The 25,887-nt window shown below is 71.7% G+C and carries 19 protein-coding genes; 9 read left to right on the top strand and 10 right to left on the bottom strand.

What is annotated here, in order from left to right; all coding sequences use genetic code 11:
• Window positions 1-229: 229 nt before the first annotated feature.
• Both serS and ACH4DX_RS28425 read left to right on the top strand, forming a co-directional pair.
• Window positions 230-1,519, top strand: a complete 1,290-nt coding sequence (gene serS, locus ACH4DX_RS28430) for a serine--tRNA ligase (RefSeq protein WP_398157242.1) — start codon at window positions 230-232, stop codon at window positions 1,517-1,519.
• A complete protein-coding gene (locus ACH4DX_RS28425; protein WP_398157241.1) occupies window positions 1,516-2,355 on the top strand; it encodes an HAD family hydrolase in 840 nt (279 codons plus the stop codon). Before serS ends, ACH4DX_RS28425 begins: the two co-directional genes overlap by 4 nt.
• A 448-nt stretch (window positions 2,356-2,803) precedes the next feature.
• Here ACH4DX_RS28425 and ACH4DX_RS28420 read toward each other — a convergent pair whose 3' ends face one another.
• Genes ACH4DX_RS28420 through ACH4DX_RS28405 form a run of 4 tightly spaced genes read right to left on the bottom strand, consistent with a single transcriptional unit; the run spans window position 2,804 to window position 6,453 of the window.
• Window positions 2,804-3,526, bottom strand: a complete 723-nt coding sequence (locus tag ACH4DX_RS28420; RefSeq protein ID WP_398119328.1) for an ABC transporter permease — start codon at window positions 3,524-3,526, stop codon at window positions 2,804-2,806.
• 11 nt (window positions 3,527-3,537) lie between these two features.
• On the bottom strand, window positions 3,538-4,449 hold the full coding sequence (locus ACH4DX_RS28415) for an ABC transporter ATP-binding protein (protein ID WP_398157240.1): 912 nt from the start codon (window positions 4,447-4,449) through the stop codon (window positions 3,538-3,540).
• A gap of 53 nt (window positions 4,450-4,502) precedes the next feature.
• Window positions 4,503-5,384 (bottom strand): ABC transporter permease, encoded by an 882-nt coding sequence (locus ACH4DX_RS28410; protein WP_398157239.1) that lies wholly within the window; start codon window positions 5,382-5,384, stop codon window positions 4,503-4,505.
• On the bottom strand, window positions 5,374-6,453 hold the full coding sequence (locus ACH4DX_RS28405; protein ID WP_398157283.1) for an ABC transporter ATP-binding protein: 1,080 nt from the start codon (window positions 6,451-6,453) through the stop codon (window positions 5,374-5,376). The genes ACH4DX_RS28410 and ACH4DX_RS28405 overlap by 11 nt, the downstream gene beginning before the upstream one ends.
• A gap of 310 nt (window positions 6,454-6,763) precedes the next feature.
• Between ACH4DX_RS28405 and ACH4DX_RS28400 the strand changes: the two genes are divergently transcribed.
• The 6 genes from ACH4DX_RS28400 (at window position 6,764) to ACH4DX_RS28375 (ending at window position 12,623) form a co-directional block, all read left to right on the top strand.
• Complete coding sequence (locus tag ACH4DX_RS28400) at window positions 6,764-7,615, top strand: M24 family metallopeptidase (RefSeq protein WP_398157238.1); 852 nt, start codon at window positions 6,764-6,766, stop codon at window positions 7,613-7,615.
• Window positions 7,612-9,393, top strand: coding sequence for an SDR family oxidoreductase (locus ACH4DX_RS28395; protein ID WP_398157237.1), 1,782 nt, complete (start codon window positions 7,612-7,614; stop codon window positions 9,391-9,393). The genes ACH4DX_RS28400 and ACH4DX_RS28395 overlap by 4 nt, the downstream gene beginning before the upstream one ends.
• Window positions 9,394-9,430: 37 nt before the next feature.
• The gene (locus tag ACH4DX_RS28390; RefSeq protein ID WP_398157236.1) at window positions 9,431-10,411 is read left to right on the top strand and encodes a MerR family transcriptional regulator; all 981 of its coding nucleotides are present in this window, start codon (window positions 9,431-9,433) and stop codon (window positions 10,409-10,411) included.
• Window positions 10,412-10,599: 188 nt separating this feature from the next.
• A complete protein-coding gene (locus ACH4DX_RS28385) occupies window positions 10,600-10,758 on the top strand; it encodes a hypothetical protein (RefSeq protein ID WP_398157235.1) in 159 nt (52 codons plus the stop codon).
• Window positions 10,755-11,657, top strand: coding sequence for an LLM class flavin-dependent oxidoreductase (locus ACH4DX_RS28380; protein ID WP_398157234.1), 903 nt, complete (start codon window positions 10,755-10,757; stop codon window positions 11,655-11,657). The genes ACH4DX_RS28385 and ACH4DX_RS28380 overlap by 4 nt, the downstream gene beginning before the upstream one ends.
• A 105-nt stretch (window positions 11,658-11,762) precedes the next feature.
• Window positions 11,763-12,623 (top strand): Cof-type HAD-IIB family hydrolase, encoded by an 861-nt coding sequence (locus ACH4DX_RS28375; protein ID WP_398157233.1) that lies wholly within the window; start codon window positions 11,763-11,765, stop codon window positions 12,621-12,623.
• A gap of 177 nt (window positions 12,624-12,800) precedes the next feature.
• Here ACH4DX_RS28375 and ACH4DX_RS28370 read toward each other — a convergent pair whose 3' ends face one another.
• The 6 genes from ACH4DX_RS28370 to hisC form a co-directional block, all read right to left on the bottom strand.
• Complete coding sequence (locus tag ACH4DX_RS28370) at window positions 12,801-13,880, bottom strand: M23 family metallopeptidase (protein ID WP_398157232.1); 1,080 nt, start codon at window positions 13,878-13,880, stop codon at window positions 12,801-12,803.
• Window positions 13,881-13,990: 110 nt separating this feature from the next.
• Window positions 13,991-15,724 (bottom strand): GAF domain-containing protein, encoded by a 1,734-nt coding sequence (locus ACH4DX_RS28365; RefSeq protein WP_398119343.1) that lies wholly within the window; start codon window positions 15,722-15,724, stop codon window positions 13,991-13,993.
• A gap of 356 nt (window positions 15,725-16,080) precedes the next feature.
• On the bottom strand, window positions 16,081-19,941 hold the full coding sequence (gene cydD, locus ACH4DX_RS28360) for a thiol reductant ABC exporter subunit CydD (RefSeq protein ID WP_398157231.1): 3,861 nt from the start codon (window positions 19,939-19,941) through the stop codon (window positions 16,081-16,083).
• Window positions 19,942-20,110: 169 nt separating this feature from the next.
• Complete coding sequence (gene cydB, locus ACH4DX_RS28355; protein ID WP_398157230.1) at window positions 20,111-21,193, bottom strand: cytochrome d ubiquinol oxidase subunit II; 1,083 nt, start codon at window positions 21,191-21,193, stop codon at window positions 20,111-20,113.
• A 32-nt stretch (window positions 21,194-21,225) separates the two neighbouring features.
• Complete coding sequence (locus ACH4DX_RS28350; RefSeq protein WP_398157229.1) at window positions 21,226-22,770, bottom strand: cytochrome ubiquinol oxidase subunit I; 1,545 nt, start codon at window positions 22,768-22,770, stop codon at window positions 21,226-21,228.
• A 364-nt stretch (window positions 22,771-23,134) separates the two neighbouring features.
• Complete coding sequence (hisC, locus tag ACH4DX_RS28345) at window positions 23,135-24,214, bottom strand: histidinol-phosphate transaminase (protein WP_398119350.1); 1,080 nt, start codon at window positions 24,212-24,214, stop codon at window positions 23,135-23,137.
• Window positions 24,215-24,737: 523 nt separating this feature from the next.
• Here hisC and ACH4DX_RS28340 point away from each other — a divergent pair.
• A complete protein-coding gene (locus ACH4DX_RS28340; RefSeq protein WP_058849983.1) occupies window positions 24,738-25,859 on the top strand; it encodes a LacI family DNA-binding transcriptional regulator in 1,122 nt (373 codons plus the stop codon).
• Window positions 25,860-25,887 lie beyond the last annotated feature (28 nt).

The following is a 25,887-nucleotide window of genomic DNA, read 5'->3' as shown; positions in this document are numbered from 1 at the left end:
TCGTGTCCGCTTTATTGACCTTGCGTGAACCGGTCGATACGGGTCGGCGCGGGCCGATGCGGGTCCGAAGCGAGTCCGAGGCGGGGCGATCTTCGGCCATCCCGGTCGGCACCGGAAGTGACGCGCGAGACCCGATGCATTCCCGTATCCAATCCGGCAAAACGGTCATAACGTACACAGCGAGAATATCGATTCGTGGGCCGCAACGACGCGACGGTAGCCTTGAGGGGTGATTGACCTTCGCCTGCTCCGTGAGGACCCCGACCGTGTTCGCGCTTCGCAGCGCGCCCGTGGAGAGGACGTCGATCTCGTCGACGCCCTGCTCTCCGCCGACGAGCGGCGCAGGTCGTCCGGGCTCCGCTTCGACGAGCTGCGCTCCGAGCAGAAGGCGCTCGGCAAACTCATCCCCAAGGCAGCCGGCGACGAGAAGGCCGGGCTCCTGAAGAAGGCGGGCGAGCTCGCCGCCGCGGTCAAGGCCGCGAACGCCGAGCAGGACGAAGCCGACGAGGAGACCAAGCGCCTGCTCATGCGCCTCGGCAACCTCCTGCACGAGGACGTGCCGGTGGGCGGCGAGGAGGACTTCGTCGTCCTGGAGACGCACGGCACGATCCGCGACTTCGCCGCCGAGGGCTTCGAGCCCAAGGACCACCTGGAGCTCGGCGAGGCCCTCGGCGCCATCGACGTCGAGCGCGGCGCGAAGGTCTCCGGGTCCCGTTTCTACTACCTGACGGGCGTCGGCGCGCTGCTCGAGCTCGCGCTGGTCAACGCGGCCATCGCGCAGGCCACCGAGGCCGGGTTCACCCCGATGCTCACGCCCGCCCTGGTGCGCCCGCGCGCCATGGAGGGCACCGGCTTCCTCGGCCAGGCCGCCGAGAACGTGTACCACCTGGAGAAGGACGACTACTACCTGGTCGGCACCTCCGAGGTCCCGCTCGCGGCGTACCACATGGACGAGATCATCGACGCCGACAAGCTCCCGCTGCGGTACGCCGGGTTCTCCCCCTGCTTCCGCCGCGAGGCCGGTACGTACGGCAAGGACACCCGCGGCATCTTCCGGGTGCACCAGTTCGACAAGGTCGAGATGTTCTCGTACGTCGACCCGCAGGACGCGGAGAACGAGCACAAGCGCCTCCTCGACTGGGAGAAGCAGTGGCTGACCGGCCTCGAACTGCCCTTCCAGGTGATCGACGTGGCAAGCGCCGACCTGGGCGCTTCGGCCTCCCGCAAGTACGACTGCGAGGCCTGGATCCCCACCCAGGGCAAGTACCGCGAGCTGACGTCGGCGTCGAACTGCGACAGCTTCCAGGCCCGCCGGCTCTCGGTGCGCATGCGTGAGGAGCGCGACGGCAAGAAGGCCGTGCAGCCGCTCGCCACGCTGAACGGCACGCTGTGCGCGGTGCCGCGCACGATCGTGGCGCTCCTGGAGAACCACCAGCTCGCCGACGGTTCCGTACGCGTCCCCGAGGTCCTGCGGCCGTATCTGGGCGGCCGGGAGATCCTGGAGCCCCTCGCCAAGTGAGCACCGCCCCCGCCGCCCCGACCGGCACCGCAGGACCGGCCTTCCCGTACCCCCTCGTCGCGACCGACCTCGACGGGACGCTCCTGTCCCCCGACGACACGGTCTCGGCGCGCACCCGGGACGCGCTCGTCGCGGCCACCGCGGCGGGTGCGGCCCACATCGTCGTGACGGGCCGCTCCGTCGCCTGGACCCGGCACATCCTGGACGACCTCGGCTACCGCGGGATCGCGGTGTGCGGGCAGGGCGCGCAGGTCTACCACGCGGGCGAGCACCGCCTGCTGACCTCCGTGACCCTGGACCGGCAGCTCGCCGGGCTCGCCCTCGCCAAGATCGAGGCGGAGGTCGGTCCGCTGGCGCTCGCCGCGAGCCGCGACGGCCTGGACGGCGAGGTCCTGGTCGGTCCCGGGTACGCGGTGCAGGAGGGCCCGCTCCCCGTCGTCCCGTTCACGGACGTGGCGGACCTGTGGGCCGCGCCGCTCAACAAGGTGTACGTCCAGCATCCCGGGCTCGGTGACGACGCCCTGGCGGCCGTGGCGCGGGAGACCGCAGGTGATCTCGTCGGCGTGACGATGGCGGGCGAGGGGATAGTGGAACTCCTGCCGCTCGGCCTGACGAAGGCGACGGGCCTGTCCATCGCGGCCCGCCGCCTCGGCGTGAAGGCCGCGGGCACCATCGCCTTCGGCGACATGCCCAACGACATCCCGATGTTCGCCTGGGCCGCGCACGGCGTGGCCATGGCCAACGCCCACGAGGACCTCAAGGCCGTGGCCGACGAGGTGACGTCGTCCAACGAGGAGGACGGCATCGCAGTGGTCCTGGAACGCCTCCTGCCGTAGGCCAGGCTTCCGGCACAGGCCTCCGGCTCACGGCGGCTTGCCCTGCGGCGACTGGTCCGTCTGCCCCGTGGGTGACTGGCACGCCAGAGCCGACCCCGGGTCGCGGGAACGTTCCCGTGACCCCGGGATCGGCCCGGCGCGACGTTGGGTGGGCGGCCCGCGCAGCGAAGGTGCGCGCTCGAAGCGGCCGCCCCGGGCGATCCCCCGTAGCGCGCTCGGACGGAGTGAGTAACTACCCCGGAGCGCACCCGAATCGCCCTGCCGGGAGCGCGACGAACCGTCGAAGGGACGCCGTCGGCTCCACTCCCAGAAGGTGAGCACCGGGACGAACCCGGCGCGGTGGCATCCCCAACTCTGCCGCTCCCCGCGGCGGACCGCCACCGAATTTAGCTGTCGGCAGCAGACCGCCCCGGGGCCCCCGACCCCCCGTGCACCCCAGGGGAGCGGCCTACTCCTCCCCGGCCAGCGTCAGCGTCCGCAGCTTCTGCCCCGCGTACCAGGTGGCACCGGCCGTGACCACGGCCAGGAGGATCACCGCGGCGGGCAGCCCCACGTCCGAGGTGACCAGGTCACCGCCGTCCGCGGCCCTGTGGGCGACGGCGAGGGACCACTGCTGGACGCTGAGCGTGCGGGCACCGGCGACGAGGGACCCGAAGAGCGCCTCCCACACCAGGGCGTAGACGAGCCCGAAGACCACCGCGTGCCGGGTGATGGTGCCGAGCAGCAGGAAGATCGCCGCGTACGCGATGGAGGAGACCAGGGCGGCGATGGTGTAGGCGACGGCGACCTGCTGGCCGTTGCCGTTCAGGATCATGCCCGCGGCGAAGGTCGGGAGCGCCGAGAACGCCATGGTGACGGCGACCGCGACGGTCAGCTTGGTGACGATGATCGTGGGCCGTTTGACCGGCTTGGACAGCAGGTAGAGCACCGAGCCGTCGTCGATCTCGGGACCGATCGCGCCGGTGCCCGCGATGACACCGATGATCGGCACCATCGTGGCGAGCGCGAAGCCGCCGAGCAGGTCGGACGCGACCTGGTCGTCGGCGCCGCTGAGGGCCCGCACCGCCACGGAGATGACGATGAGCAGCAGCGGCAGGGCGAAGAGGATGAGGGCCCGGCGGCGGCCGAGGAGCGCCCGGTAGGTGAGCCGGGCGACAGTGGGGTCGTACACGATGGCTCCCTTCAGGCCGCGACGAGGTAGGAGAAGACCGACTCGAGCGACTCGTCCGACGGCGAGACGGTCAGGAGCCGGATGCCGTGCTCGCGGGCGATGCGTGGCAGGAGGGTGGTGAAGCGGCCGAAGTCGACGGCCTGGATGCGCAGTGCGCCCTCTTCCGGGTCGACCTCGATGCCCGCGGTCGACGGGTCGGCGATGAGGACGGCGGCGAGCGCGCGGTCGTCGCTCGAGCGCACCAGGTAGCGGTGCGGCCGGTCCGTCATCAGGCGGCGGATCCTGCGGAAGTCGCCGCTGGCCGCGTGCCGCCCGGCGACGATCACCTCGATGTGGGAGGCGAGTTGTTCGACCTCTTCGAGGATGTGCGAGGAGAAGAGCACGGTGCGGCCCTCGTCGCCCATGGCGCGCAGGAGTTCCATGAGCTGCATGCGCTGGCGCGGGTCCATGCCGTTGAAGGGCTCGTCGAGCAGCAGCACGGACGGTTCGTGGACGAGGGCGGAGGCCATCTTCACGCGCTGCCGCATGCCCTTGGAGTACGTCGAGATCTTGCGGTCCTGCGCGTACTCCATCTCCACCGTGGCGAGGGCGCGCTGAGCGGCCTTCTCGCCGAGGCCGTGCAGCTCGGCGTTGGCCACGACGAATTCGCGGCCGGTGAGGAAGTCGTACATCCCCTCGCGCTCGGGGACGATGCCGAGGTGCTTGTAGATCGTCTCGTTGCGCCAGGTCGGCATGGTGTCGAGGGTGACACTGCCCGTGGAGGGGGCGAGGAAACCACCCATCATGCTGATGAGGGTGGACTTCCCGGCGCCGTTCGGGCCGAGCAGACCGGTGACTCCGGGGCCGATGGTCATGGTGATGTCGTTGACCGCCACGACGTTGCCGAACCAGCGGGAGACGTGGTCGATGGTGAGAGAACTCATGGGCGCTGCCCGTTCCTTGGAAGGGTGGTGGTGGGCGACGGGTGGGCCATGGCTCAGAGCCCTGCCTTCCGGTAGCGGCGCATCAGGCCCGCGTAGCTGCCCGCGATGAGGGCGAGGACGACGAGGACGTACACGACGCCCGTGCCGGCCGAGGGGCCCTCCTGCCCCGGGAAGGCGGACGTGGCTCCCAGGAAGGCGGTCTGCACGCCGTCGATGAGGGTGATCGGCGAGAACAGGCCGAGCCAGCTGATGGCACCGTCGCTGCCCTGCTCGTGCGCGATCGCCTGGACGGTGGACACCGCCCCGAAGGTGATGGTCAGGACAGCGATGACGGCGGCGATACCGAGGCCGCGACGCGGGGTGACCGCCGAGATGAGCAGCGCGATCCCGGCGAACAGTACGGAGAGCAGTGCCACGGAGACCAGCCCTTGGGCGAATCCCTTCGTCTGGTCGGCGAAGTCAAGTTTGGCGAGCAGCGCTCCTACGTAGAGCACGATCAGGGGCGCGGCGGTCAGGATGAACAGGGCGCTGGAGAGTGCCGCGAACTTCGCGCGTACGTAGTCGACGCGTTCGATGGGGCGGGAGAAGTACAGCGGCACGGTCTTGAACCGCAGGTCCCTGGAGACGGTCTGCGGGGCCTGGGCGGCCAGGTAGAGGCTGATGACGGCCTGGAGGACGATGGCGTAGCGCGTGTAGTCCACGGGCAGGTCGTTGGCCTTGGTGGCCACCGCGACCGCGACCATGATCAGCGCGGGGGCGCACATGACCCCGAAGAGGATCATCGGCAGGACCTTGGACTTGGCCGAGCGGCCGAGCCCGTAGGCGCCGCGCAGGCTCTGCGAGAACAGTGAGCGGGTGGCGTAGGCGCGGCCGAGGCGCTGGCCGTCGTAGTGGCGGTAGCCGATGTTGTGGATCTGGGTGGAGTCAGCGGGCATCGCGGCCGCCTCCCGTCTGCTCGGCGGCTCCCGCGGTGGCTGCGGTGGCCTCGGTGGCCGTGGACGCCTCGGTGGCCGTGGTGGCGTTCCGGGCGGCGGGCTCGGGGGCCGCCTCCTGCGCGGCCTGCGCGACCTGTTCGTCGTGGGCGCGGAAGACCTCCGCTATGTGGTGCCTGCGCTGTTCCATCCGGACGAGACCGAGGCCGAGTTCGGCCACCACGTCCCGCAGCAGGTCGTAGGTCTCCTCGCTCTCCGCTTCGAACAGCACGGTGTGTCCGGCGCCGGGCAGTCCGCCGCCGTCGTCGTGGGTGGCCACACCGCGGGCCGCCAGTGCCTCGCGGAGGGCGGCGGTGCCGTCGGGGTGGGTGTCGCTGTCGGTGACCTCCACGGCCACCGTCGTGGTGCTCTGGGTGAAGTCGGTGGTGGAGCTGGAGCGCAGGAGCTTGCCGCCGTCGATGACGACGACGTGGTCGCAGGTGCGCTCCAGTTCGCCGAGGAGGTGCGAGGTGACGAGGACCGAGATCCCGAAGTCGGTGTGCACGCGCCGGATCAGGCCCAGCATCTCGTCGCGGCCCACCGGGTCGAGGCCGTTGGTCGGCTCGTCGAGGAAGACCAGCTGCGGGTCGTGGACGAGGGCCTGGGCGAGCTTCACGCGCTGCTTCATGCCGGTCGAGTAGCCCCCGATGGGGCGGTAGCGCTCTTCGTAGAGACCGACGTGGCGCAGGGTGTCCGCGGTGCGCTCGCGTGCCGCGGCAGGTGGCAGGCCCGACATGCGCGCCATGTGGACGACGAACTCGGTGGCCGAGACGTCGGGCGGCAGGCAGTCGTGTTCGGGCATGTAGCCGACGCGCTCGCGGATCTGGCCGCCGCTGGTGGCGACGTCGAGGCCGAGCACGGCCGCGCGGCCCTCCGTGGCGGGGGACAGACCCAGCAGGATCTTGATCAGTGTGGACTTGCCGGCTCCGTTGGCTCCGACGAGTCCGGTCACACCGGGCCCGATATCCATGGAGAGCCGGTCAAGCGCGGTCACCTTGGGAAACCGCTTGCTCAGGCTTTCGGTCGCGATCACAGTCACGTTCCGAACCTAGTGGCGCGGGCCACAACGGGCGTCAGCCCTGAGACCCGGTCCGGCGTCACTCTCGAGTATTACGGGCCCGTAGGGGTCGCCCGGAAGCCGACCCCGAGGTCGACGGGAGTCGCGTCTCCGGGCTCCCTCGGGGAACTTCCGGATCTGTCCCGCGGGGTCGCGCAGACCTATTGACGCAGCCGTCAGGCATTGTCACATTCATCAGTGTCAAGTTACGAACGCGTACGGAGACGGACGTCGGCGCGGCGGTGCGCGGCGCCCGGCGTGGTGGAGACGGCGGACGGACGGTGGCATGACCTCAGCAGTGAAGGGTGGACTCTCCGCGGAACTGCGGGGGTTCCAACGCGTGCAGACCCTGGCGTACGCAGGTGCGGAAGCGGTCGCCGCCCAGCTCAAGCCGGGGGTGACGGAGCGCGAGGCGGCCCGGATGCAGCGGGACTGGCTGCGGGCGCGGGGCGTGCGGGACTGGTTCCATCTGCCCTTCGCCTGGTTCGGGGGCCGCACGGCCTTCGCGAACTTCCGCATACCGCTCCAGTTCTTCCCCACCGGCCGCCGCCTCGAGCCGGGGATGCCCTTCATCCTCGACATGGCGCCGGTCCTCGACGGCTTCACGGCGGACATCGGCTATTCCGGCTGCCTCGGCCTGAACCCCCTGCACGACAAGCTGCTCGCGGACCTGGAGGCGCACCGCGAGCTGATCCTGCGGGAGGTGCGCGAGCGCCGTCCGCTCCGGAAGATCTACGAGAGCGTGGACCGGCTCATGGTCCGCCAGGGGTATGCCAACCGCCATCGCGCGTATCCCTTCGGTGTCATCGCGCACAAGGTGGACCGCGTCAGGGAGCGCCGCTTTTCGCCGCACGTCCTGGGGTTCGGCACGCAGTCCCTGAAGGGCCTGGCGAGCGACGCGCTGCACGGCCACCGGGACGGCTGGTCCCCGCTGTGGTCGCCGTACAGGTTCTCCGACCATCCGCCGCGGCCGGGCCTGTGGGCGGTCGAGCCCCATCTGGGCTTCCGCGGTACGGGCGCGAAGTTCGAGGAGATCCTGGTCGTCACCGACTCCGCGGACCCCGAGCAGAGCGCCTTCTGGCTGGACGACGATCTGCCGCATGTGCGGCGCTGGGCCGAGGAAAGGGCTGCCGCATGACCACCGTCGATCTTCTGGGTGCGCGTGAGCGCCGGGTGCGTACGGGCGGCGTCGAGCTGTGCGTCGCCGAGCTGGGGGACGCCACGCGGCCCACGGTGCTGCTCGTGCACGGCTATCCGGACTCCAAGGAGGTGTGGTCCGAGGTCGCCGTCCGCCTGGCGGACCGCTTCCACGTGGTGGTGTACGACGTGCGCGGCCACGGCGGGTCGACGGCGCCGAAGCCGCTGCGCGGCGGCTTCACACTGGAGAAGCTGACCGACGACTTCCTCGCCGTCGCCGACGCCGTCAGCCCCGATGAGCCGGTGCATCTGGTGGGCCACGACTGGGGTTCGGTGCAGGGCTGGGAGTTCGTGACGGTAGAGCGCACCCAGGGGCGCGTCGCGTCCTTCACGTCGATGTCGGGCCCCTCCCTCGACCACTTCGGCCACTGGATCAAGAAGCGCGTGTCTCGGCCTACACCGCGCAGGGCCGCCCAGCTCATCAACCAGGGCGCCAAGTCCTGGTACGTGTACATGCTGCACACCCCCGTCCTTCCCGAACTGGCCTGGCGCGGCCCGCTCGGCAAGCGCTGGCCGAAGCTGTTGCAGCGCCTGGAGAAGGTCCCCGCGGACGGCTATCCCACGCCGTCGCTGCCCTCGGACGCCGCGCACGGCGCCTGGCTCTACCGCGACAACGTCCGTTCCCGGCTCCGCAGGCCCCGCGCCGACGCGTACGCCCACGCCCCCGTGCAGCTCATCGTCCCGTCCGGCGACATCTTCCTCTCCGAGAGGCTCTACGACGACCTCGACCGGTGGGCACCGCAGTCGATCCGGCGCACGCTCCCCGCCAAGCACTGGGTGCCGCGCACCCGCCCGGACCAGCTCACGGCGTGGATCACGGAGTTCGTCACGGCACACGAGGACGGCGGTCCTGCCGCCCCGTCGCGTGCGGCGGCCCCGGCTCCCGGCAGGCACGCCGAGCGGTTCGCGGGCCAGCTGGTCCTCGTCACGGGGGCGGGCAGTGGCATCGGCAGGGCCACGGCGTTCGCGTTCGCCGAGGCGGGCGCGCGGGTGGTCGCCGTCGACCGGGACGCGGAGGCCGCCGCGCGCACCGCGGAGCTGTCCCGCCTCGTCGGAGCCCCGGCGGCCTGGGCCGAGACGGTGGACGTCAGCGACGAGCAGGCCATGGAGAAACTCGCCGAAAAGGTCGCCACGGAGTACGGCGTGGTGGACGTCCTGGTGAACAACGCGGGTATCGGTCTCTCCGGTTCGTTCCTCGACACCAGTGCCGAGGACTGGAAGAAGGTCCTCGACGTCAATCTGTGGGGCGTGATCCACGGCTGCCGCCTCTTCGGACGGCAGATGGCCGAGCGCGGCCAGGGCGGCCACATCGTGAACACGGCGTCCGCCGCCGCCTTCCAGCCCTCCAAGGCCCTCCCCGCGTACAGCGCGTCGAAGGCCGCGGTCCTGATGCTCAGCGAGTGCCTGCGCGCCGAGCTCGCCGGGCAGGGCATCGGCGTCTCGGCGATCTGCCCGGGCTTCGTGAACACGAACATCACGGCGACCGCCCGCTTCGCCGGTGTCTCCGCCGACGAGGAGAGGCGCCGCCAGAAGAAGTCCAGTCGCCTCTACGGCCTGCGGAACTACCCACCGGAGAAGGTCGCCGACGCCGTGCTGCGCGCCGTCGTCCGCAACCAGGCCGTGGTGCCCGTCACCCCGGAGGCACGCGGCGCCCATCTGATGTCCCGCTTCACGCCCAAGGCCCTGCGCGCGATAGCCCGCCTTGAGCCACCGTTGTGAGCGCGCAGGCAATCCGAGCCTCGGGAAGGTCTTGAGCGTGGAGGAACGGCCGGCAGTCGCCGAGGTGTCGGTGCCCGCCCCGGGCGAGCCGCGGGTGGAGTACCGCATAGAGGACCTCGCGCACCACAGCGGTGCCACGGTGCGCACCATCCGGGCCTACCAGGACCGCGGTCTGCTCCCCCGCCCCGAGCGGCGCGGCCGGTCCAATGTGTACGGGGACGCGCATCTGGCCCGGCTGCGCCAGATCGCCGACCTGCTCGACCGGGGCTACACCCTGGCGTCCATCAAGGAGCTCCTGGAGGCCTGGGACGCGGGCCGCGGCCTCGGGGGTGTGCTCGGTCTGGTAGCCGAGGTCGACGGCCCCTGGACGGACGAGAAGGCCGACCGGATCACGCGGGCGGAGCTGGACGCGGCGTTCGGCGGCAACCCGGACGAAGCGGCGGTCGCGGACGCGGTCGCGCTCGGTGTGCTCGAACCGCTGCCGGGACGCGACGACGAGTTCCTGGTGCCGAGCCCGCAAGAGCTGGCGGTGGCGGCGGAGTTGCACGCGGCGGGGGTTCCCCTCTCGGCGATAGCCGCTCATTTGCGGGAGTTGAGGGGGCAGGTGGAGCACATCGCCGCCCGCTTCCTGGAGTTCACCAACGAGCACGTCTTCGCGCGTTATCTCGGCGTCAGCCCGCCGAGCGAGGCCGACGCGGCGGAAGCGGCCGCACTCGTCCGCCGCCTGCGCCCCCTGGCCCAGCAGTCGGTCGACGCCGAACTGGCGCGCGCCATGCGGACGTTCGCGACCCGGTACCTGCGCCGCCACCTCACCCCGGAGGTAGCCGCCCAACCGAGCGACGAGCCGCAGCATGTGGCCCTGCCCGCGCGCACAATGCGCGCTGTGCAGAGCTTGGTTGGGGTGGAGCACGCCGCGGCGTTCATTGCGGCTGCCGTTGAACGAGAGGTACAGAGCCGTACATTGGACACACTTGCGGCAAGTCATAGCAAGGAGTCAGGAGTTGATCAAAAGGATTAATGCGCCGGAGAGTTGTCCACAGAATTAGCAACGGACCTGTGGATAACTGGAGTTGGTTGTGGATCAAACCTTCCGCTCGAAATTCGTCGATGAAGAGTGGGTGGCGCGAAATAGAGTGCGCGGAGAACGAGCCTTCGCGCGCGCCTGACCTGCGGTACGCCCCGTACGACTGGCGTACGGTCCGCCCCATGCGCCTGACGTGCGGTCCGGCCCGCACCCGCACCCTCGCCCTCGCCCTCGCCCGCGTGATCCCGCGCACGCCTTGGCTGGACGCCCGGGTGCGCCGGGAGCCCGGTCGGAGCCGACCCGTGGTCACGGCGGGCGTCGCCGTACCCTCGGAGCCATGAGTCTGCGTCTGAGCACCGTGATCCTCCCCGTACGCCGCTGGCACGACGGCGGCAAGGAGCGCTGGCAGCGCGCGGAGGAGCTCGGTTTCCACACCGCGTACACCTACGACCACCTGTCCTGGCGGACCTTCCGCGACGGGCCGTGGTTCGGCGCGGTGCCCACGCTGACCGCGGCCGCGGCGGTGACCGAGCGCCTGCGCCTGGGCACGCTCGTCACCTCGCCGAACTTCCGGCACCCGGTGACGCTCGCCAAGGAACTGATCACGCTCGACGACGTCTCCGACGGACGGATCACGCTCGGCATCGGCGCGGGCGGCAACGGCTTCGACGCCAGTACGCTGCGCAGGGCCGGCGAGGAGCCCTGGACACCCCGTGAACGCGCGGACCACTTCGCGGAGTTCCTGCCGCTGCTCGACCGTCTCCTCACCGAGGACTCGGTGACGTACGAGGGCGAGCGGTACGCGGCGTACGAGGCGCGGAACATCCCAGGCTGTGTGCAGCGCCCCCGGCTGCCGTTCGCCGTGGCCGCCACCGGCCCGCGCGGTCTGCGGCTCGCCGCCCGGCACGGACAGGCGTGGGTGACCACGGGCGACCCGAAGATCTCCGAGTCGGGCACCCCTGAGCAGTCCCTCGACGCCATCCGTGGCCAGGTCGACAGGCTCGGCGCAGCCTGCGCGGAGATCGGCCGCGACGTCGGCGAGCTCGGCAAGGTGCTGCTCACCGGTTTCACGCCGGACCGCCCGCTCGCCTCCTTCGACGCCTTCGTCGACTTCGCGGGCAGGCACGCCCCCCTCGGCGTCGACGAGATCGTGCTGCACTGGCCGCTGCCCGGCACGGACTTCGCCGCGGACGAGAAGCTCTTCGAGCGCATCGCCACGGAGGCGCTCGCCCAGCTCTGAGCGGACACCCGACACGAGAGACGGCAGGGGAGCACGGGCGCGCGGCGCACTCAGATGTGCGCCCCGCCACACAGCCGTGCGCGCATATGCGGGACAATCGCGTACGTGACCTCAACCACCCCCCGGCCCCCGGCACCCACCGTCCCGCCCCGGCTGATCGCCACGGACCTGGACGGCACCCTGCTGCGCGACGACAAATCCGTGTCGCAGCGCACGGTGGCCGCGCTCGCCGCCGCCGAGGCCGCGGGCATCGAGGTCTTCTTCGTGACCGGCCGCCCGGCCCGCTGGATGGACGTCGTCAGCGATCACGTGCACGGCCACGGCCTGGCGATCTGCGGGAACGGCGCGGCGGTCGTCGACCTGCACGGCGGCCCCGGCAACCACCGCTTCGTGAAGGTGCGGGACTTGGCGCCCGCGACCGCCCTGGAAGTCGTCGGCATCCTGCGCGCGGCGGCGCCCGGCACGTCGTTCGCGATCGAGCGGACCGGCGGCGTGCACCACGAGCCCGCCTACCCGCCGCTGCACCTCGACCCCGCCGCCGGTGTGGCACCCGCGGAGAAGCTGCTCGCGGCCGAGTCCGACGGCGCCGACCAGCCCGTGCTCAAGGTCCTCGCCCACCACCCCGAGATCCTGCCCGACGCCTTCCTGACGCTCGCCCGGATCGCCGCGGGCAGCCTCGTGGAGATCACCCGGTCCAGCCCGACCGCCCTCCTGGAGATCAGCGGCCCGGGCGTCTCCAAGGCCAGCACGCTCGCCCTGTGCTGCGCCGAGCGCGGCATCAGCCACGAGGAAGTCGTCGCCTTCGGAGACATGCCGAACGACATCGAGATGCTCACCTGGGCCGGTGCCTCGTACGCGATGGGCAACGCCCACGCGGACGTGATCGCCGCCGCGTCCGGCCGCACGGCGGCCAACAACGAGGACGGCGTGGCGGCCGTCATCGAACGCATCCTGGCGCAGCGGTAGGCCTGGCAGCGGACCGGACCGCCAGGCGGCAGGGCATGAACGGCCCGGCGGCGGACCAGAAGCGACCCGGCCGCGGACCAGAAGCGGTCGGCAACGGACCAGAAGCGGCCCGTAGCGGGACCAGGACTGCCCGGTGGACCGGACCCCGGCAGCGGGACCCAGGGCCCCGCTCGCGGCCTACAGGTCGACTCCCCGTTCGGCCAGCCACTCCACCGGGTCCACGCCCGAGCCGTGGTGCGGCGTGCGGCGGGCCTCGAAGTGCAGATGGGGTCCTGTCGAGTTGCCGGTGGTGCCGACCTGGCCGATCCACTGGCCGACGCGCACCAGCTCCCCCTGGTCGACGGCGGCGGACGCGAGGTGCGCGTACTGCGTGTACGCGTCGTCCTCGTGCCGCACCACGACCTCGATGCCGAAGCCGCCGCCGCACGACACGCGCACCACCCGGCCGTCGCCGACCGACCGCACCGGCGCGCCGATGCCCACGGCGAAGTCCTGCCCGGTGTGCCGGCCTGCCCACCGCTCGCCCACGCTGTCGAAGCCCGCGGACAGTTCGTACGACGCCACGGGCGAAACCCACGCGCGCGTGGACGACGACGGCGGCTGGGCGTGCCGCACGGCGCCCCGGCACCGGCCCGCCGCGGCCGACCGGTCCGCCTCCCCCTGCAACCGCCACCGGGCCGACTCCAGCTTCTCCTCGATGTCCCGTTTCAGGCGCCCGAGCTGTGCCGTGCGCCGGTCGAGGACGCGGCGGGCGCGGTCGGCGGCCTGCTTGGCGACGCCGAGCCGGGCCGCGGCCCGCTGTGTCCTCGCGACGGCGTTGGTGACGGCCAGATCCACCTGGCCGACCACGCGCCGGCCGCGCAGCAACTGCTCGGGGTCGTCGGCGAGCAGCAGCTGGGCCGTGAGGGGCAGCCCGCCGCCGGTGCGGTACTGGGCGCTCGCCATCCGCCCCAGGTCCTCGTGCAACACGGCGACCTCGTGCTGCTCATCGGCGAGGAGCCGGTCGAGGCGCCGGACGCGGGCGCGCTGGGCGTCGGCCGCGCGTGCGCCCTCTTCGTAGCGCGCGGTGGCCGCCTGCGCCTCTTCGTAGAGGTGGCTCACCGCGGCGCCCGCGGCGGGAACCCCGGGACCCGCGGCGCCGTCGTCGTCCGCAGCCGCCGAGGGCGGCATGCACAGGGCGGTCAGGGCGACCGTCGCGCACAGCAGGAGCGGGACGACGGGCGGGCGGGGGCGCCGGTGGCGGAACGGTGCACGCATGTCCCGGATCGTTGCCCCTACGTACGGTCGGAGGTCCGGACGACTCGTACGCGCGGGGGACCTCGTGACCCGTACGGGGCACACCCGTACCGCCGAACAGGGGTGGGCCCTCAGTGCGGTGCCTGCCACACCACCGTCGTGCCGCGCCCGTCCTCGCCGGTGCCGGGGCCGTACCAGCTGTCGCCGCCGAGGGACTCCGCGCGCCGCTTGAGGTTCCTCAGGCCGCTGCGCCGACCCCCCTCCTTGATACCGACGCCGTCGTCGGCGACGGTCAGGCGTACGCCCGGCCGCCCGTCGGGAAGGAGCACCGTGGCGTCGACGACGACGTCGATACGGTCGGCCCGGGCGTGCCGGAACGCGTTCGACAGGGCCTCGCGCAGTGCCGCGACGAGGTTCTTGCCGGTGAGTTCGCCGACGAGCGCGTCCACGGCGCCCACGAAGTGGTGCGAGGGCTTGAAGCCGAGCGGCATCGCCGCCATGTTGATCTCGCGAAGGACCCGGGTGCACAGCCCGGCGGGAGCCTCCGCGGGCCCCTGCTGGAGCGCGAAGATCGCCGTGCGGATCTCCTGGATCGTCACGTCCAGCTCGTCCACGGCGTTGCCGACGCCCTGCTGGACCTCCGGTACGAGGGACCGCCGCCGGGCGCCCTCCAGCATCATCCCGGTGGCGAAGAGCCGCTGGATGACCAGGTCGTGCAGGTCGCGGGCGATGCGGTCGCGGTCCTCGTAGACGGCGAGCCGTTCCCGGTCACGCTGGGCCTCGGCCATCATCAGGGCGAGCGCGGCCTGCGAGGCGAACTGGGTGGCGAGGGTGCGCTCCACCTCCGTGAACGGCCGTGCCCCACGCGCGCGGGGCGTGACGAGCGTCCCTAGGACCCGGCCGTCGCTCTGTAGCGGCAGCACCATGGCGGGCCCGTAGCCGCGCGCGAGATCGGTCGTGATGCGGGGGTCCGTGGCCGCGTCGTCGATGAACACGGCCCGCCCTTCGAGCAGATCGGCGATGATGCGGCTCTCCGGGGGCACGGTCATGCCGAGGGCCGCGCTCGGCCGGTCCGAGGACACGGCGACGATCTCCATGCCGCCCTCCTCGTCGGGCAGCAGCACGATGCCCGCGGCCGAGTCCGCGAGGCGGCGCGCCTGCTCCGCGACGACCGCGAGCGCCTCGTCGGCGTCGGAGCCCGAGAGCAGCGCCGTGGTGACGGCCACGGACCCGTCGATCCACCGCTCGCGCTGCTTGGCGGCCTCGTACAGGCGCGCGTTGCCGATCGCGATCCCGGCCTCCGTGGCCAGTACGCGCACCAGGTGCACGTCGTGGTCGTTGAACTCGCCGTCGCGCTTCTCCGTGAGATAGAGGTTCCCGAAGATCTCGCCCTGTACGCGGATCGGCACCCCCAGGAAGCTGCGCATCGGCGGGTGGTGGGCGGGGAAGCCGCAGGAGCGCCGGTCGTCGGCGAGTTCGGCGAGGCGCAGCGTCTCCGGTTGGTGGATGAGCGCACCGAGCAGCCCGCGGTGGCCGTCGGGGGGCCGGCCGATGCGCCGGGCGGTGGTTTCGTCGATGCCCGCGAAGACGAAGTCGCAGAGCCCGTCGGCGTCTTCGGAGACGACGCCGATCGCCGCGTAACGGGCGTCCGTCAGCTCGGCCGCGGTCTCACAGATGCGGTCCAGGGTGGTGTGCAGTTCGAGCCCGGCGCCGACGGACCGCATCGCCTCCAGAAGCTGCGGCACCCGCGCGGTCAGCTCGCTGGAGAGCCCCTGAAGCCCTTGCGCCGCCCGGGCCGCCGCCTTCGCCGGGTCCGGGGCGCCGTCAGGGGGCGGGGTGGGGGCGGAGGCCGGGGGGACGGGCATGCCTTGAGAGTAGTAAGTCCGATTTGCCAGGGAAAGTCGAACCGCGACCGGGCGGTTCGCGGGCACGGCCCGGTTCGCGGGCGCGCCGCTGCGGGTTCGCAGCCGTGGGTTCGCAGCCGCGGGCGGCGGCAGGAGCGAGCACGCGGGCGCAGGCACGCGGCCACCGCCAGGCACCCACGGACCAGGGCGCAGGGCGCGCAGCGCCGGTTTGGCAGCCCCAGCACGCAGCACCGTTCGCAGGGCGGGCTCGCAGCACCGTTCGCAGGGCGGGCCCGCAGCCGCACCCACCCGGCTACCGGCACACAGCGGGGCACGCAGCCGCAGGCACGCCGCTACCGGCACGCAACCGCGCCCGCTCAGCCGCCCACGGCGGTCAGCAGGTCCGCCGCCGCCTCCCGTTCCTGCATGCGCCGCAGCGGCCCGTCGGCGGACAGGAGCTCGTCGTACGACCCGCGCTGCACCACTCGCCCGGCGTCCAGGACGAGCACCTCGTCAACTTTGTCGAGTCCGACGAGACGGTGTGTGATGAGCACCGAGGTGCGTCCCTCGGTGGCCGCGAGCAGGTCGGCAGTGAGTGCGTCGGCGGTCGGCAGGTCGAGGTGTTCGGCGGGCTCGTCGAGCACGAGGACGGGGAAGTCGGCCAGCAGTGCGCGAGCGAGCGCGAGCCGCTGGCGCTGTCCGCCGGAGAGCCGGGCACCGTGCTCGCCGACCGGCGTGTCGAGCCCGTCGGGCAGGGACCGTACCCAGCCGTCGAGACGTGCCGCCGCGAGCGCCGCGTACAGCTCGTCGTCGGCGGCGTCCTTGCGGGCGAGCAGCAGGTTCTCCCGCACGGTGCTGTCGAAGACGTGCGCGTCCTGGGCGCACAGCCCGACGGAGCGGCGTACGTCGTCACCGTCGAGCACCGCCACGTCCGTGCCGGCCAGCGTGTACGTCCCGTCGGTGGTCCCGAGGAAGCGCAGCAGCACATGGGCGAGCGTCGTCTTGCCGGAGCCGGACGGGCCGACGACGGCGACGCGGCGGCCGCGCTCCAGGGTGAGCGAGACGTCCGCGAGGGCGTCGCGGTCCTGCCCGTCGTAGCGGGCGTGCACAGCGTGGAGGCGCAGGGGGAAGGGGGCCCGCGGGTCCGGCGCCGTGGCCTCGACCACCGCCCGCCCCGGCCCGGAAGCTTCGATCCCTGCCTCCCTCAGCCCCGGAGCTTCGATCCCTGCCTCCCCCAGCCCGGAGGCTTCGGTCGCCGCCTGCCCCGGCCCGGAAGCTTCGGCCGCCGTCCGGCCCGGCGCTAGGGCGACGCCCGCCCCGCCCCGCGCGGGGGCGGCAGGAGCCGGTACGGGCTCGGGGGCGTCGAGGACCTCGTGGACCCGCTCCGCGCTCTTTTTGACGCGCTGGCGGTACTGGACGGCGAGCGGCAGCCCGGTCACCGCCTCGAACGCGGCGAGAGGGGTGAGGACGACCACGGCGAGCGCCACGCCGCTGAGCCGCCCGTCGTGCACGCCCTGCACGCCGACGAGTGCGGCCGCCGCCACGGTCAGGCCCATGGCCAGGGCGGCGAGCCCGTCGCCGAGCGCGGTGGCACCCGCCGTCCGCGCGGCGATCCGGGTCAGCTCGGCGTCGGCGGCCTTCGCCCGGTCGGTACGGCCGCGCAGGGCGCCCGCGACCGTCAGCTCGGCGGTGCCGGTGAGCAGGTCGGACACCCTGGTGGCGAGCACTCCGCGCGCGGGGGCCAGCCTGCGTTCGGCACGGCGGGCCACGGCTCCGCTGACGAGGGGCACGCCGACACCGGCGGCCAGCAGGCCCACCGCCAGGACGGCCCCCGCCTCCGGGAGCAGCCACGCGGTGAAGCCGACGGCGCCGGCGCTGACGAGAGCCGCGGCGCCTGCGGGCAGCAGCCAGCGCAGCCAGTAGTCCTGGAGGGCGTCCACGTCGGCGACGAGGCGGGACAGCAGGTCACCGCGGCGGGTCGTCCGCAACCCCGCGGGGGCGAGGCGCTCCAGGCGCCGGAACACCGCGACCCTGGTGTCGGCCAGCATCCGGAGCACCGCGTCGTGCGACACCAGCCGCTCGGCATAGCGGAAGCAGGCCCGCCCGATGCCGAAGGCGCGGGTCGCCGTGACGGCGATCATCAGGAACATCACCGGGGGCTGCTCCGAGGCCCGCGAGATCAGCCACCCGGAGGTGGCCATGAGCCCCACGGCACTCCCGAGGGCGAGGCTTCCCAGCAGCAGGGCCAGCGCCAGCCTCCCCTTGCGCTCCCGCGCCGCTTCCCTGACCCGAGCGAGCACCCCACGCTCCGACCCCCGCCAGGCACCCGCCCCCTCGGAGCCGGTTCCCTCGCGCCCGTCCCCCTCGCGGACAACGACCCCAAGACCGCTACCGCTGCGGGCAACCGCGACGCCCTCATCACTACTGCTGCGGGCAGCGGCGACACCCTCACCGCCACCGCCGCGGGCCACCGCGACGTCTGCACCACTACCACCGGGGGCACCCGCCCCGCCCCCGCCGCTCCCGCTGCGGGACACCGCCCCGCGCGGCGGAACGGCTGGGCTCAGCCCGACATCCCGAGCACCGTCGACGTCCGCACCCACCCGTACGACCCTGTCGGCGACAGCCAGGAGCGCCGGCCGGTGGACGACAAGCACCACGGTCCGGCCGACAGCCAGCCTCCGTACCGCGTCGACGACCCCCGCCTCGGTCTCCCCGTCCAACGCGGCAGTGGGCTCGTCCAGAAGCACCACGGGCCGGTCGGCGAGAAACGCCCGCGCCAGGGCGACCCGCTGCCGCTGCCCGGCGGAGAGCCCGACCCCATCCTCCCCGAGGACGGTCTCGACGCCCCGCGGCAAGGCGGCCACGAACTCCCAGGCCCCCGCCGCCCGCAGCGCGTCGGCCACGTCCGCGTCGTCCGCCCCGGGGCGAGCCAGCCGGACGTTGTCCGCGATGGTCCCCGCGAACAGGTGCGGCCGCTGCGGCACCCAGGAAACCCGCTCCCGCCACCGCCCCAGGTCGACGTCACCGAGATCACTGGCACCGGGCGCGCCGTCGCCGACCAGCACCCGCCCCCGCGTGGGCCTGACGAAGCCCAACAGAACATTCAGCACGGTCGACTTGCCGCCGCCGCTCGGCCCCACAAGGGCCACCGTCTCCCCGTCCGCGACGGAGAACGACGCCCCGGAGACGGCGTCCTCCGTCCGCCCCGGGTACCGCACGGTGAGGTCCTCCACCCGCAGCCCGCCCCGCTCGGGTACCGGCCCCGTCCCCCCGTCGGGAACCGGGGTCTCCAGGACCCCGAAGATCTCCTCCGCCGCGGCAAGCCCCTCCGCCGCCGCGTGGTACCGCGCCCCGACCTGCCGCAGCGGCAGATAGGCCTCGGGCGCGAGGATGAGGACGACAAGACCGTCGTACAGCTCCATGTCGCCGTGGACGAGCCGCATGCCGATGGTGACGGCGACGAGCGCCACCGAGATGGTGGCGAGGAGCTCCAGGGCGAACGACGACAGGAACGCGATGCGCAGGGTGCGCATCGTCGCCTGCCGGTACTCCCCGGTGATCCTCCGGATCGACTCTGCCTGTGCCTTGGCGCGGCCGAACACCTTCAGCGTCGGCAGACCCGCGACGACGTCCAGGAAGTGACCGGAGAGCCGGGAGAGGAGCTGCCACTGGCGGTCCATACGGGCCTGCGTGGCCCAGCCGATCAGCATCATGAAGATGGGGATCAGCGGCAGCGTCGCGACGATGATCGCCGCGGACACCCAGTCCTCGGTGACCACACGCAGGAGCACCGCGGCGGGCACCACCACCGCGAGGCCGAGTTGCGGCAGATAGCGGGAGAAGTAGTCGTCGAGCGCGTCCACACCCCGGGTCGCCAGCGTGATCAGCGAGCCCGTCCGCTGGCCGGTCAGCCAGCCGGGACCCAGCTCCCCCGCCCTCTCCAGGAGGCGCCCGCGAAGCTCCGACTTGACCGCCGCGCTCGCCCGGTGCGCGGCGAGTTCGGTGAGCCATGCCACCAGCGCCCGGCCCACCGCGACGACCGCCAGCACAAGCAGCGGCGTGCTCAGGTCACCGGCGTCGAGCCCGTCCTGGAAGCCGCCCACCACGATCTCGGCGATCAGCATCGCCTGGGCGACGACGAGGCCCGCGCCGGCCAGGCCGAGGACCACCACGGCGACGAGGAAGAACCGCGTGGCACGCGCATAGCGGAACAGGCGCGGGTCGATCGGTTTCACGTGAAACACACCCTCCCAAGGAGCTTGCGCGTCAGTCGAGTTGGGTCAGTACTTGGCTTCGCCACGCAAGCTCTGTGCACAGTCTCGTCACCTTAGCTGTACGCGCGGCATCGTCACGGAACTCCCGCGGTACCTCGTCACCTCTACGCGCCACCTCGTCACGCACCCGTCAGTGTGCGGCGTCGACCGCGTGCGGGCCGGGCTCGTGCGGGTCGGTCGGGTGCGGGCCGGGTGACCGGGGGTTCGGCGCGTGCGGGTCCGGTGCGATGTGCTGCGTACCGATCCGCTTGCGGAACACCCAGTACGTCCACGACTGGTAGAGCAGCACGATCGGCGTCGCGACGCCCGCGCACCACGTCATGATCTTCAGGGTGTAGGGGGTCGACGAGGCGTTGGTGACCGTGAGGCTCCAGTCCTCGTTCAGCGACGAGGGCATGACGTTCGGGAACAGCGTCAGAAAGAGCATCGCGACGGCGGCGACGATCGTGACGCCCGAGAGGGCGAATGACCAGCCCTCGCGCCCGAGTTTGATCGCCACGACGGCCGCGGCCAGGGCCACCACCGCCACGATCATCGCGGCCAGGCTCTTGGCGTCGCCCTGGTCGGCCTGCGTCCAGACGAGGAACCCGAGCGCGAGCACCGCGGTGACCAGGCCCAGGGCGAGCGCCAGCTTCCGCGCCCGCATCCGGATGTCGCCGACCGTCTTCAGGGCCGTGAACACCGTGCCGTGGAAGGTGAACAGCGACAGGGTGACCAGGCCGCCCAGGAGCGAGTACGGGTTGAGCAGGTCCCAGAGGTCGCCCACGTACTCCTTCTGCGCGTCGATCTTGACGCCGCGCACGATGTTGCCGAAGGCCACGCCCCACAGGAACGCCGGGAGCAGCGAGGTCCAGAAGATCGCGTGCTCCCAGTTGGTCTGCCAGCGCTCCTCGGGGCGCTTCGCCCGGTACTCGAAGGCGACACCGCGCACGATCAGGCAGAGCAGGATGATCAGCAGCGGCAGATAGAAGCCGGAGAACAGCGTCGCGTACCACTCGGGGAAGGCGGCGAAGGTCGCGCCGCCCGCCGTGAGCAGCCACACCTCGTTGCCGTCCCAGACCGGGCCGATGGTGTTGATGAGCACCCGCTTCTCGGTGCGGTCGCGGGCGAGCAGTTTGGTGAGGACGCCGACTCCGAAGTCGAAGCCTTCGAGGAAGAAGTAGCCGATCCACAGGACGGCTATGAGCACGAACCAGACGTCGTGAAGTTCCATGTCGCCTGTTCTCCTTCAGGACGAGAAGGCCATCAGTACGAGAAGGCCATGGGCCGGTCGGCCTCGGCCTCGGCGTCGGTGTCCGCGCCCGCTCCGCCGGGCGGGCCGCCGATCCTGGTGGGCGGGTTGAGGTCGGCGTCGGTGAGCTGCGGCGGCCCCTGGCGTACGTACTTGAGCAGCAGCCGGACCTCGATGACGGCGAGGATCGCGTAGATGAGGGTGAAGACGATCAGTGAGGTGAGCACCTCGCCCTGCGAGACGCCGGGGGAGACCGCGTCCTCGGTGCGCAGGACGCCGTAGACGACCCAGGGCTGCCTGCCGGTCTCGGTGAAGATCCAGCCCCAGGCGGTGCCGATGAGCGGGAAGATCAGCGTCCACTGCGACAGACGCCACCACCAGATGCCGACCTTGGGGGTCAGCTCCTTGTTCTTGGTGAGCATCAGCCTCGGTATGTCGTCCGCACCGGTGCGGTGCTCCGGCGCGAGCCAGAACCTGCGCCGGGTGAGCCAGAGCCCGGCGATGCACAGGGCCATGGAGACGCCGCCGAAGCCGATCATCCAGCGGTAGGACCAGTAGGTGGTGGGAATGTTCGGCCGGTAGTCGCCGGGGCCGAACTTCTCCTGTGCCTCCCGGTTGAGGTCGTTGATGCCGGGGATCTCGGAGCTGAAGTCGTTCTTTGCGAGGAAGGACAGGATGCCGGGTACCTCGATGGCGACCTTGTTGTGCCCCTCGGCGACATCACCGTACGCGAAGATCGAGAACGGTGCGGGCTTCTCGGACTCCCACAGGGCCTCGGCCGCCGACATCTTCATCGGCTGCTGCTCGTACATCACCTTGCCGAGGGTGTCGGCGCTGACGACGGTGAGCAGGGTGCCGGCGAACGCGGTGACCAGGCCGAGGCGCAGCGACATCCGCATGGTGCGGACGTGCTGCTTCCTGCGCAGGTGGAAGATCGCGATGCCGGTCACGAAGGCGCCGCCGACCAGGATCGTCGCGGCGATCACATGGAAGAAGTTGACGAGCGTCGTCTCCTGGAACAGCACCTGGGAGAAGTCGGTGAGCTCGGCGCGCTTCTTGCCGTCCCGCTCCGTGATCCTGTAGCCGACCGGGTGCTGCATAAAGGCGTTCGCGGCGATGATGAAGTACGCCGACAGGATGGTGCCGATCGACACCATCCAGATCGTGGCGCAGTGCAGCTTCTTGGGGAGTTTGTCCCAGCCGAAGATCCACAGGCCGATGAAGGTCGACTCGAAGAAGAAGGCGATCAGCGCCTCGAAGGCCAGCGGGGCACCGAAGACGTCACCGACGAAGCGCGAGTAGTCGGACCAGTTCATGCCGAACTGGAACTCCTGCACGATGCCCGTGACGACGCCCATCGCGATGTTGATCAGGAACAGCTTGCCCCAGAACTTGGTCGCTCTGAGGTAGTGCTCCTTGCCCGTCCGCACCCAGGCCGTCTCGAGGATCGCCGTGAGGGCGGCCAGGGAGATCGTCAGGGGGACGAAGAGAAAGTGGTAGACGGTGGTGATGCCGAACTGCCATCGCGCCAGGGTTTCCGGCGCCAGAGCCAGGTCCACGTCGACTTCTCCTTACGTGCCGTGGTCGAACCGGCGTTTTGCTCCTTTTGTCAGGGACATCCCCGGAGCAAGTAGGACACGCTTGTGAACGCGTTCACATTCACAAGCATTATGTCGTACGAGCGGACGATCTCCGAACTGGGGGTCCCCCTTACCGGGGGGACGGGGTGGGCAGCCGCGCGGGGTGCCCGGGACCGGGCATGGCGAAGGGGCCGACGGCGCAGTCTCCTGCCGTCGGCCCCTCGGTTCGGCTTCGCGGTCCGGCCCGCGTCGGGCCGGACCGGGGTCGGACCGGACCGGGGTCGGACCGCTCCGGGGTCGGGCCGCTCCTGGGTCGGGCCGCTCCTGGGTCGGGCCGCTGCGCCTACAGCTCCTTGCGGAACGCCTCCGCGGCCTGAAGGAAGATGTCGTTGGCCTCGGTCTCCCCGATCGTGATCCGCGCCCCCTCGCCCGTGAACGGCCGCACCACCACCCCGGCCTTCTCACAGGCCGCCGCGAAGTCGACCGTACGGTCGTCCAGGCGCAGCCACACGAAGTTCGCCTGCGTCTCCGGGACCGTCCAGCCCTGAGCACGCAGCGCGTCGACCACCCGGGTGCGCTCGTCCACCAGCGCGCCGACCCGCTCCATCAGCGCGTCCTCGGCACGCAGGGAGGCCACCGCCGCGTCCTGTGCCAGCTGGCTCACGCCGAAGGGCACCGCCGTCTTGCGCAGCGCCGCGGCCACCGGCTCGTGGCCGACCGCGAAGCCGACCCGCAGGCCCGCGAGGCCGTAGGCCTTGGAGAACGTACGCAGCACGCAGACGTTCGGCCGGTCGCGGTAGATCTCCAGGCCGTCCGGCACGTCGGCATCGCGGATGAACTCCCGGTACGCCTCGTCGAGCACGACCAGGACATCGCTCGGCACCCGGTCCAGGAAGCGTTCGAGCTCGGCCCGGCGCACCACCGTGCCGGTGGGGTTGTTGGGGTTGCAGACGAAGATGAGGCGCGTGCGGTCGGTGATCGCGGCGGCCATCGCGTCCAGGTCGTGCACCTCACCCGGCGTCAGCGGCACCCGTACCGACGTGGCGCCGCTGACCTGCGTGATGATCGGGTACGCCTCGAAGGAGCGCCAGGCGTAGATCACTTCGTCGCCCGGGCCCGCGGTCGCCTGCACCAGCTGCTGGGCGACGCCGACAGAACCGGTGCCGGTGGCGAGGTGCGAGACGGGCACACCGAAGTGGTCGGCCAGCTCGCTCATCAGACCGGTGCAGGCCATGTCGGGATAGCGGTTGAAGCTCCCGGCCGTGGCCAGCACGCTCTCCATGACGCCGGGCAGCGGCGGGTAGGGGTTCTCGTTCGAGGACAGCTTGAAGGCCACCGGGCCGCCGGCCGCGGCGGGCCTGCCCGGCTTGTAGGTGGGGATACCCTCCAGCTCGGCGCGCAGCCTCGGGCTCGTCTCGCTCACCGCGGTCCTCCTCGTGATCATCCGAACTTCAATGATTCTCACCTTATGAGGATTCGGCGCCGCTGCGAATGGGCTGTCGGTCTCGGTTGCGCATGAGCTGTCGGTCCCGGCTGCGCATGAGCTGTCGGTCCCGGCTGCGCACGGGCTGTCGGTCCCGGTCCGGACAATGGCACCGGTCCGCCCTCGGAGAGCACCCGCCCCGGAGGGCTGTCCCAGGGGCTCTCCCGGGGGCCGTCCCCGGGGCAGCAGCGCTCGGCGTCAGGGGGAGCGCATCCCGCTCCGGCACGCGCCGGTGGCTCACTCCGTGGCGCGCATCACCCGTGAAGGTGAGTTGAGACCTCTTCGAGACCTGGGTCATTTGGCAGGCCCTTGCGCGACGACAAGGTACCGATGCCTAACTGTGCGCCCAACTCCCTGTGTTTCCAAGGTCATTGCACGTTTTCCGCCATGCAGAAACGTGCCTGTCAACGGGTGCATATGCGTCCGCACTACCCACCCCCATGAGCCCTACTATCGGCTCGCCATGACAGCAGCAGGGAAGCACCAGGTGAGCCGAGCGGAGACCTCCCGCCGGGGCAACCGGCAAAGCCGAGCGGGTATCAGAGACGTCGCCGCGGCAGCCGGTGTCTCCATCACGACTGTCTCAGACGCCCTCAACGGCAAGGGCAGGCTGCCCGACGCCACGCGACGCCATGTCCGCGAGGTCGCCGACCGCCTGGGCTACCGCCCGTCGGCCGCGGCCCGAACCCTCCGTACCGGTAAGTCGGGCCTCATCGGCCTCACCGTGACGACGTACGGGGATGAACCTTTCACCTTCACGGAATTCGCGTACTTCGCGGAGATGGCGAGAGCCGCGACCTCGGCCGCGCTCGCCCGGGGCTACGCCCTGGTCATCCTCCCCGCCACCTCGCGCCGCAGCCCCGTCGACGTGTGGTCGAACGTCGCCCTCGACGGCACCGTCGTCGTCGATCCCTCCGACCACGACCCGGTGGTCAGCGAGTTGGTGCGGCAGGGTCTGCCGGTGGTCTCCGACGGCCGCCCCGCCGGTTCGCTCCCGGTCACGGCCTGGGTCGACAACGACCACGAGGCCGCCGTCCTGGAGATCCTCGAACACCTCGCGGCGGCCGGCGCGCGCCGCATCGGCCTGCTCACCGGCACCACCACGGACACCTACACCCATCTCTCCACCACCGCCTATCTGCGCTGGTGCGAGCGCGTCGGCCAGGACCCGGTGTACGAGTCCTACCCCGCGCACGACCCCTGTGCGGGCGCCGTCGCAGCCGACCGGCTGCTCGCCCGCCCGGACCGCCCGGACGCGGTGTACGGCCTGTTCGACCCGAACGGGACCGACCTGCTCGCCGCCGCCCGCCGCTACGGCCTGCGCGTACCCGACGACCTGCTGCTCGTGTGTTGCAGCGAGTCCACCGTGTACGCCACCACCGAACCGCCCATCACCACGCTCTCGCTGAAGCCGCGCCGCATCGGCACCGCCGTCGTCCAGCTCCTCATCGACGCCATCGAGGGGCTCGACGCCGGGCGACCCGTCGAGCAGGTGATACCGACCGAACTGATCGTGCGCACCTCGTCCGAGCGACGTCCACCCCGTACGACGGTCAGCCCGCCGCGGTCCCCCGGCCACAGCTGACCCCGTTCCCTCCGACCGGCCCGGGGCC

It is taken from the genome of Streptomyces sp. NPDC017940 (assembly GCF_044328435.1).
Lineage (GTDB): Bacteria > Actinomycetota > Actinomycetes > Streptomycetales > Streptomycetaceae > Streptomyces.
Note: the sequence above shows the minus strand (reverse complement) of the source record. Positions and strands in the feature narration are given on the sequence as shown.

Bases quoted from the DNA above. Each gene is read 5' to 3' on its own strand.
- ACH4DX_RS28385 (WP_398157235.1), top strand. From the start codon at position 10,600: ATGCGCCTGACGTGCGGTCCGGCCCGCACCCGCACCCTCGCCCTCGCC.
- ACH4DX_RS28395 (WP_398157237.1), top strand. From the start codon at position 7,612: ATGACCACCGTCGATCTTCTGGGTGCGCGTGAGCGCCGGGTGCGTACG.
- ACH4DX_RS28380 (WP_398157234.1), top strand. From the start codon at position 10,755: ATGAGTCTGCGTCTGAGCACCGTGATCCTCCCCGTACGCCGCTGGCAC.
- ACH4DX_RS28415 (WP_398157240.1), bottom strand. From the start codon at position 4,449: ATGAGTTCTCTCACCATCGACCACGTCTCCCGCTGGTTCGGCAACGTC.
- ACH4DX_RS28370 (WP_398157232.1), bottom strand. From the start codon at position 13,880: ATGCGTGCACCGTTCCGCCACCGGCGCCCCCGCCCGCCCGTCGTCCCG.
- cydB (WP_398157230.1), bottom strand. From the start codon at position 21,193: ATGGAACTTCACGACGTCTGGTTCGTGCTCATAGCCGTCCTGTGGATC.
- ACH4DX_RS28365 (WP_398119343.1), bottom strand. From the start codon at position 15,724: ATGCCCGTCCCCCCGGCCTCCGCCCCCACCCCGCCCCCTGACGGCGCC.
- ACH4DX_RS28340 (WP_058849983.1), top strand. From the start codon at position 24,738: ATGACAGCAGCAGGGAAGCACCAGGTGAGCCGAGCGGAGACCTCCCGC.
- ACH4DX_RS28410 (WP_398157239.1), bottom strand. From the start codon at position 5,384: ATGCCCGCTGACTCCACCCAGATCCACAACATCGGCTACCGCCACTAC.
- ACH4DX_RS28400 (WP_398157238.1), top strand. From the start codon at position 6,764: ATGACCTCAGCAGTGAAGGGTGGACTCTCCGCGGAACTGCGGGGGTTC.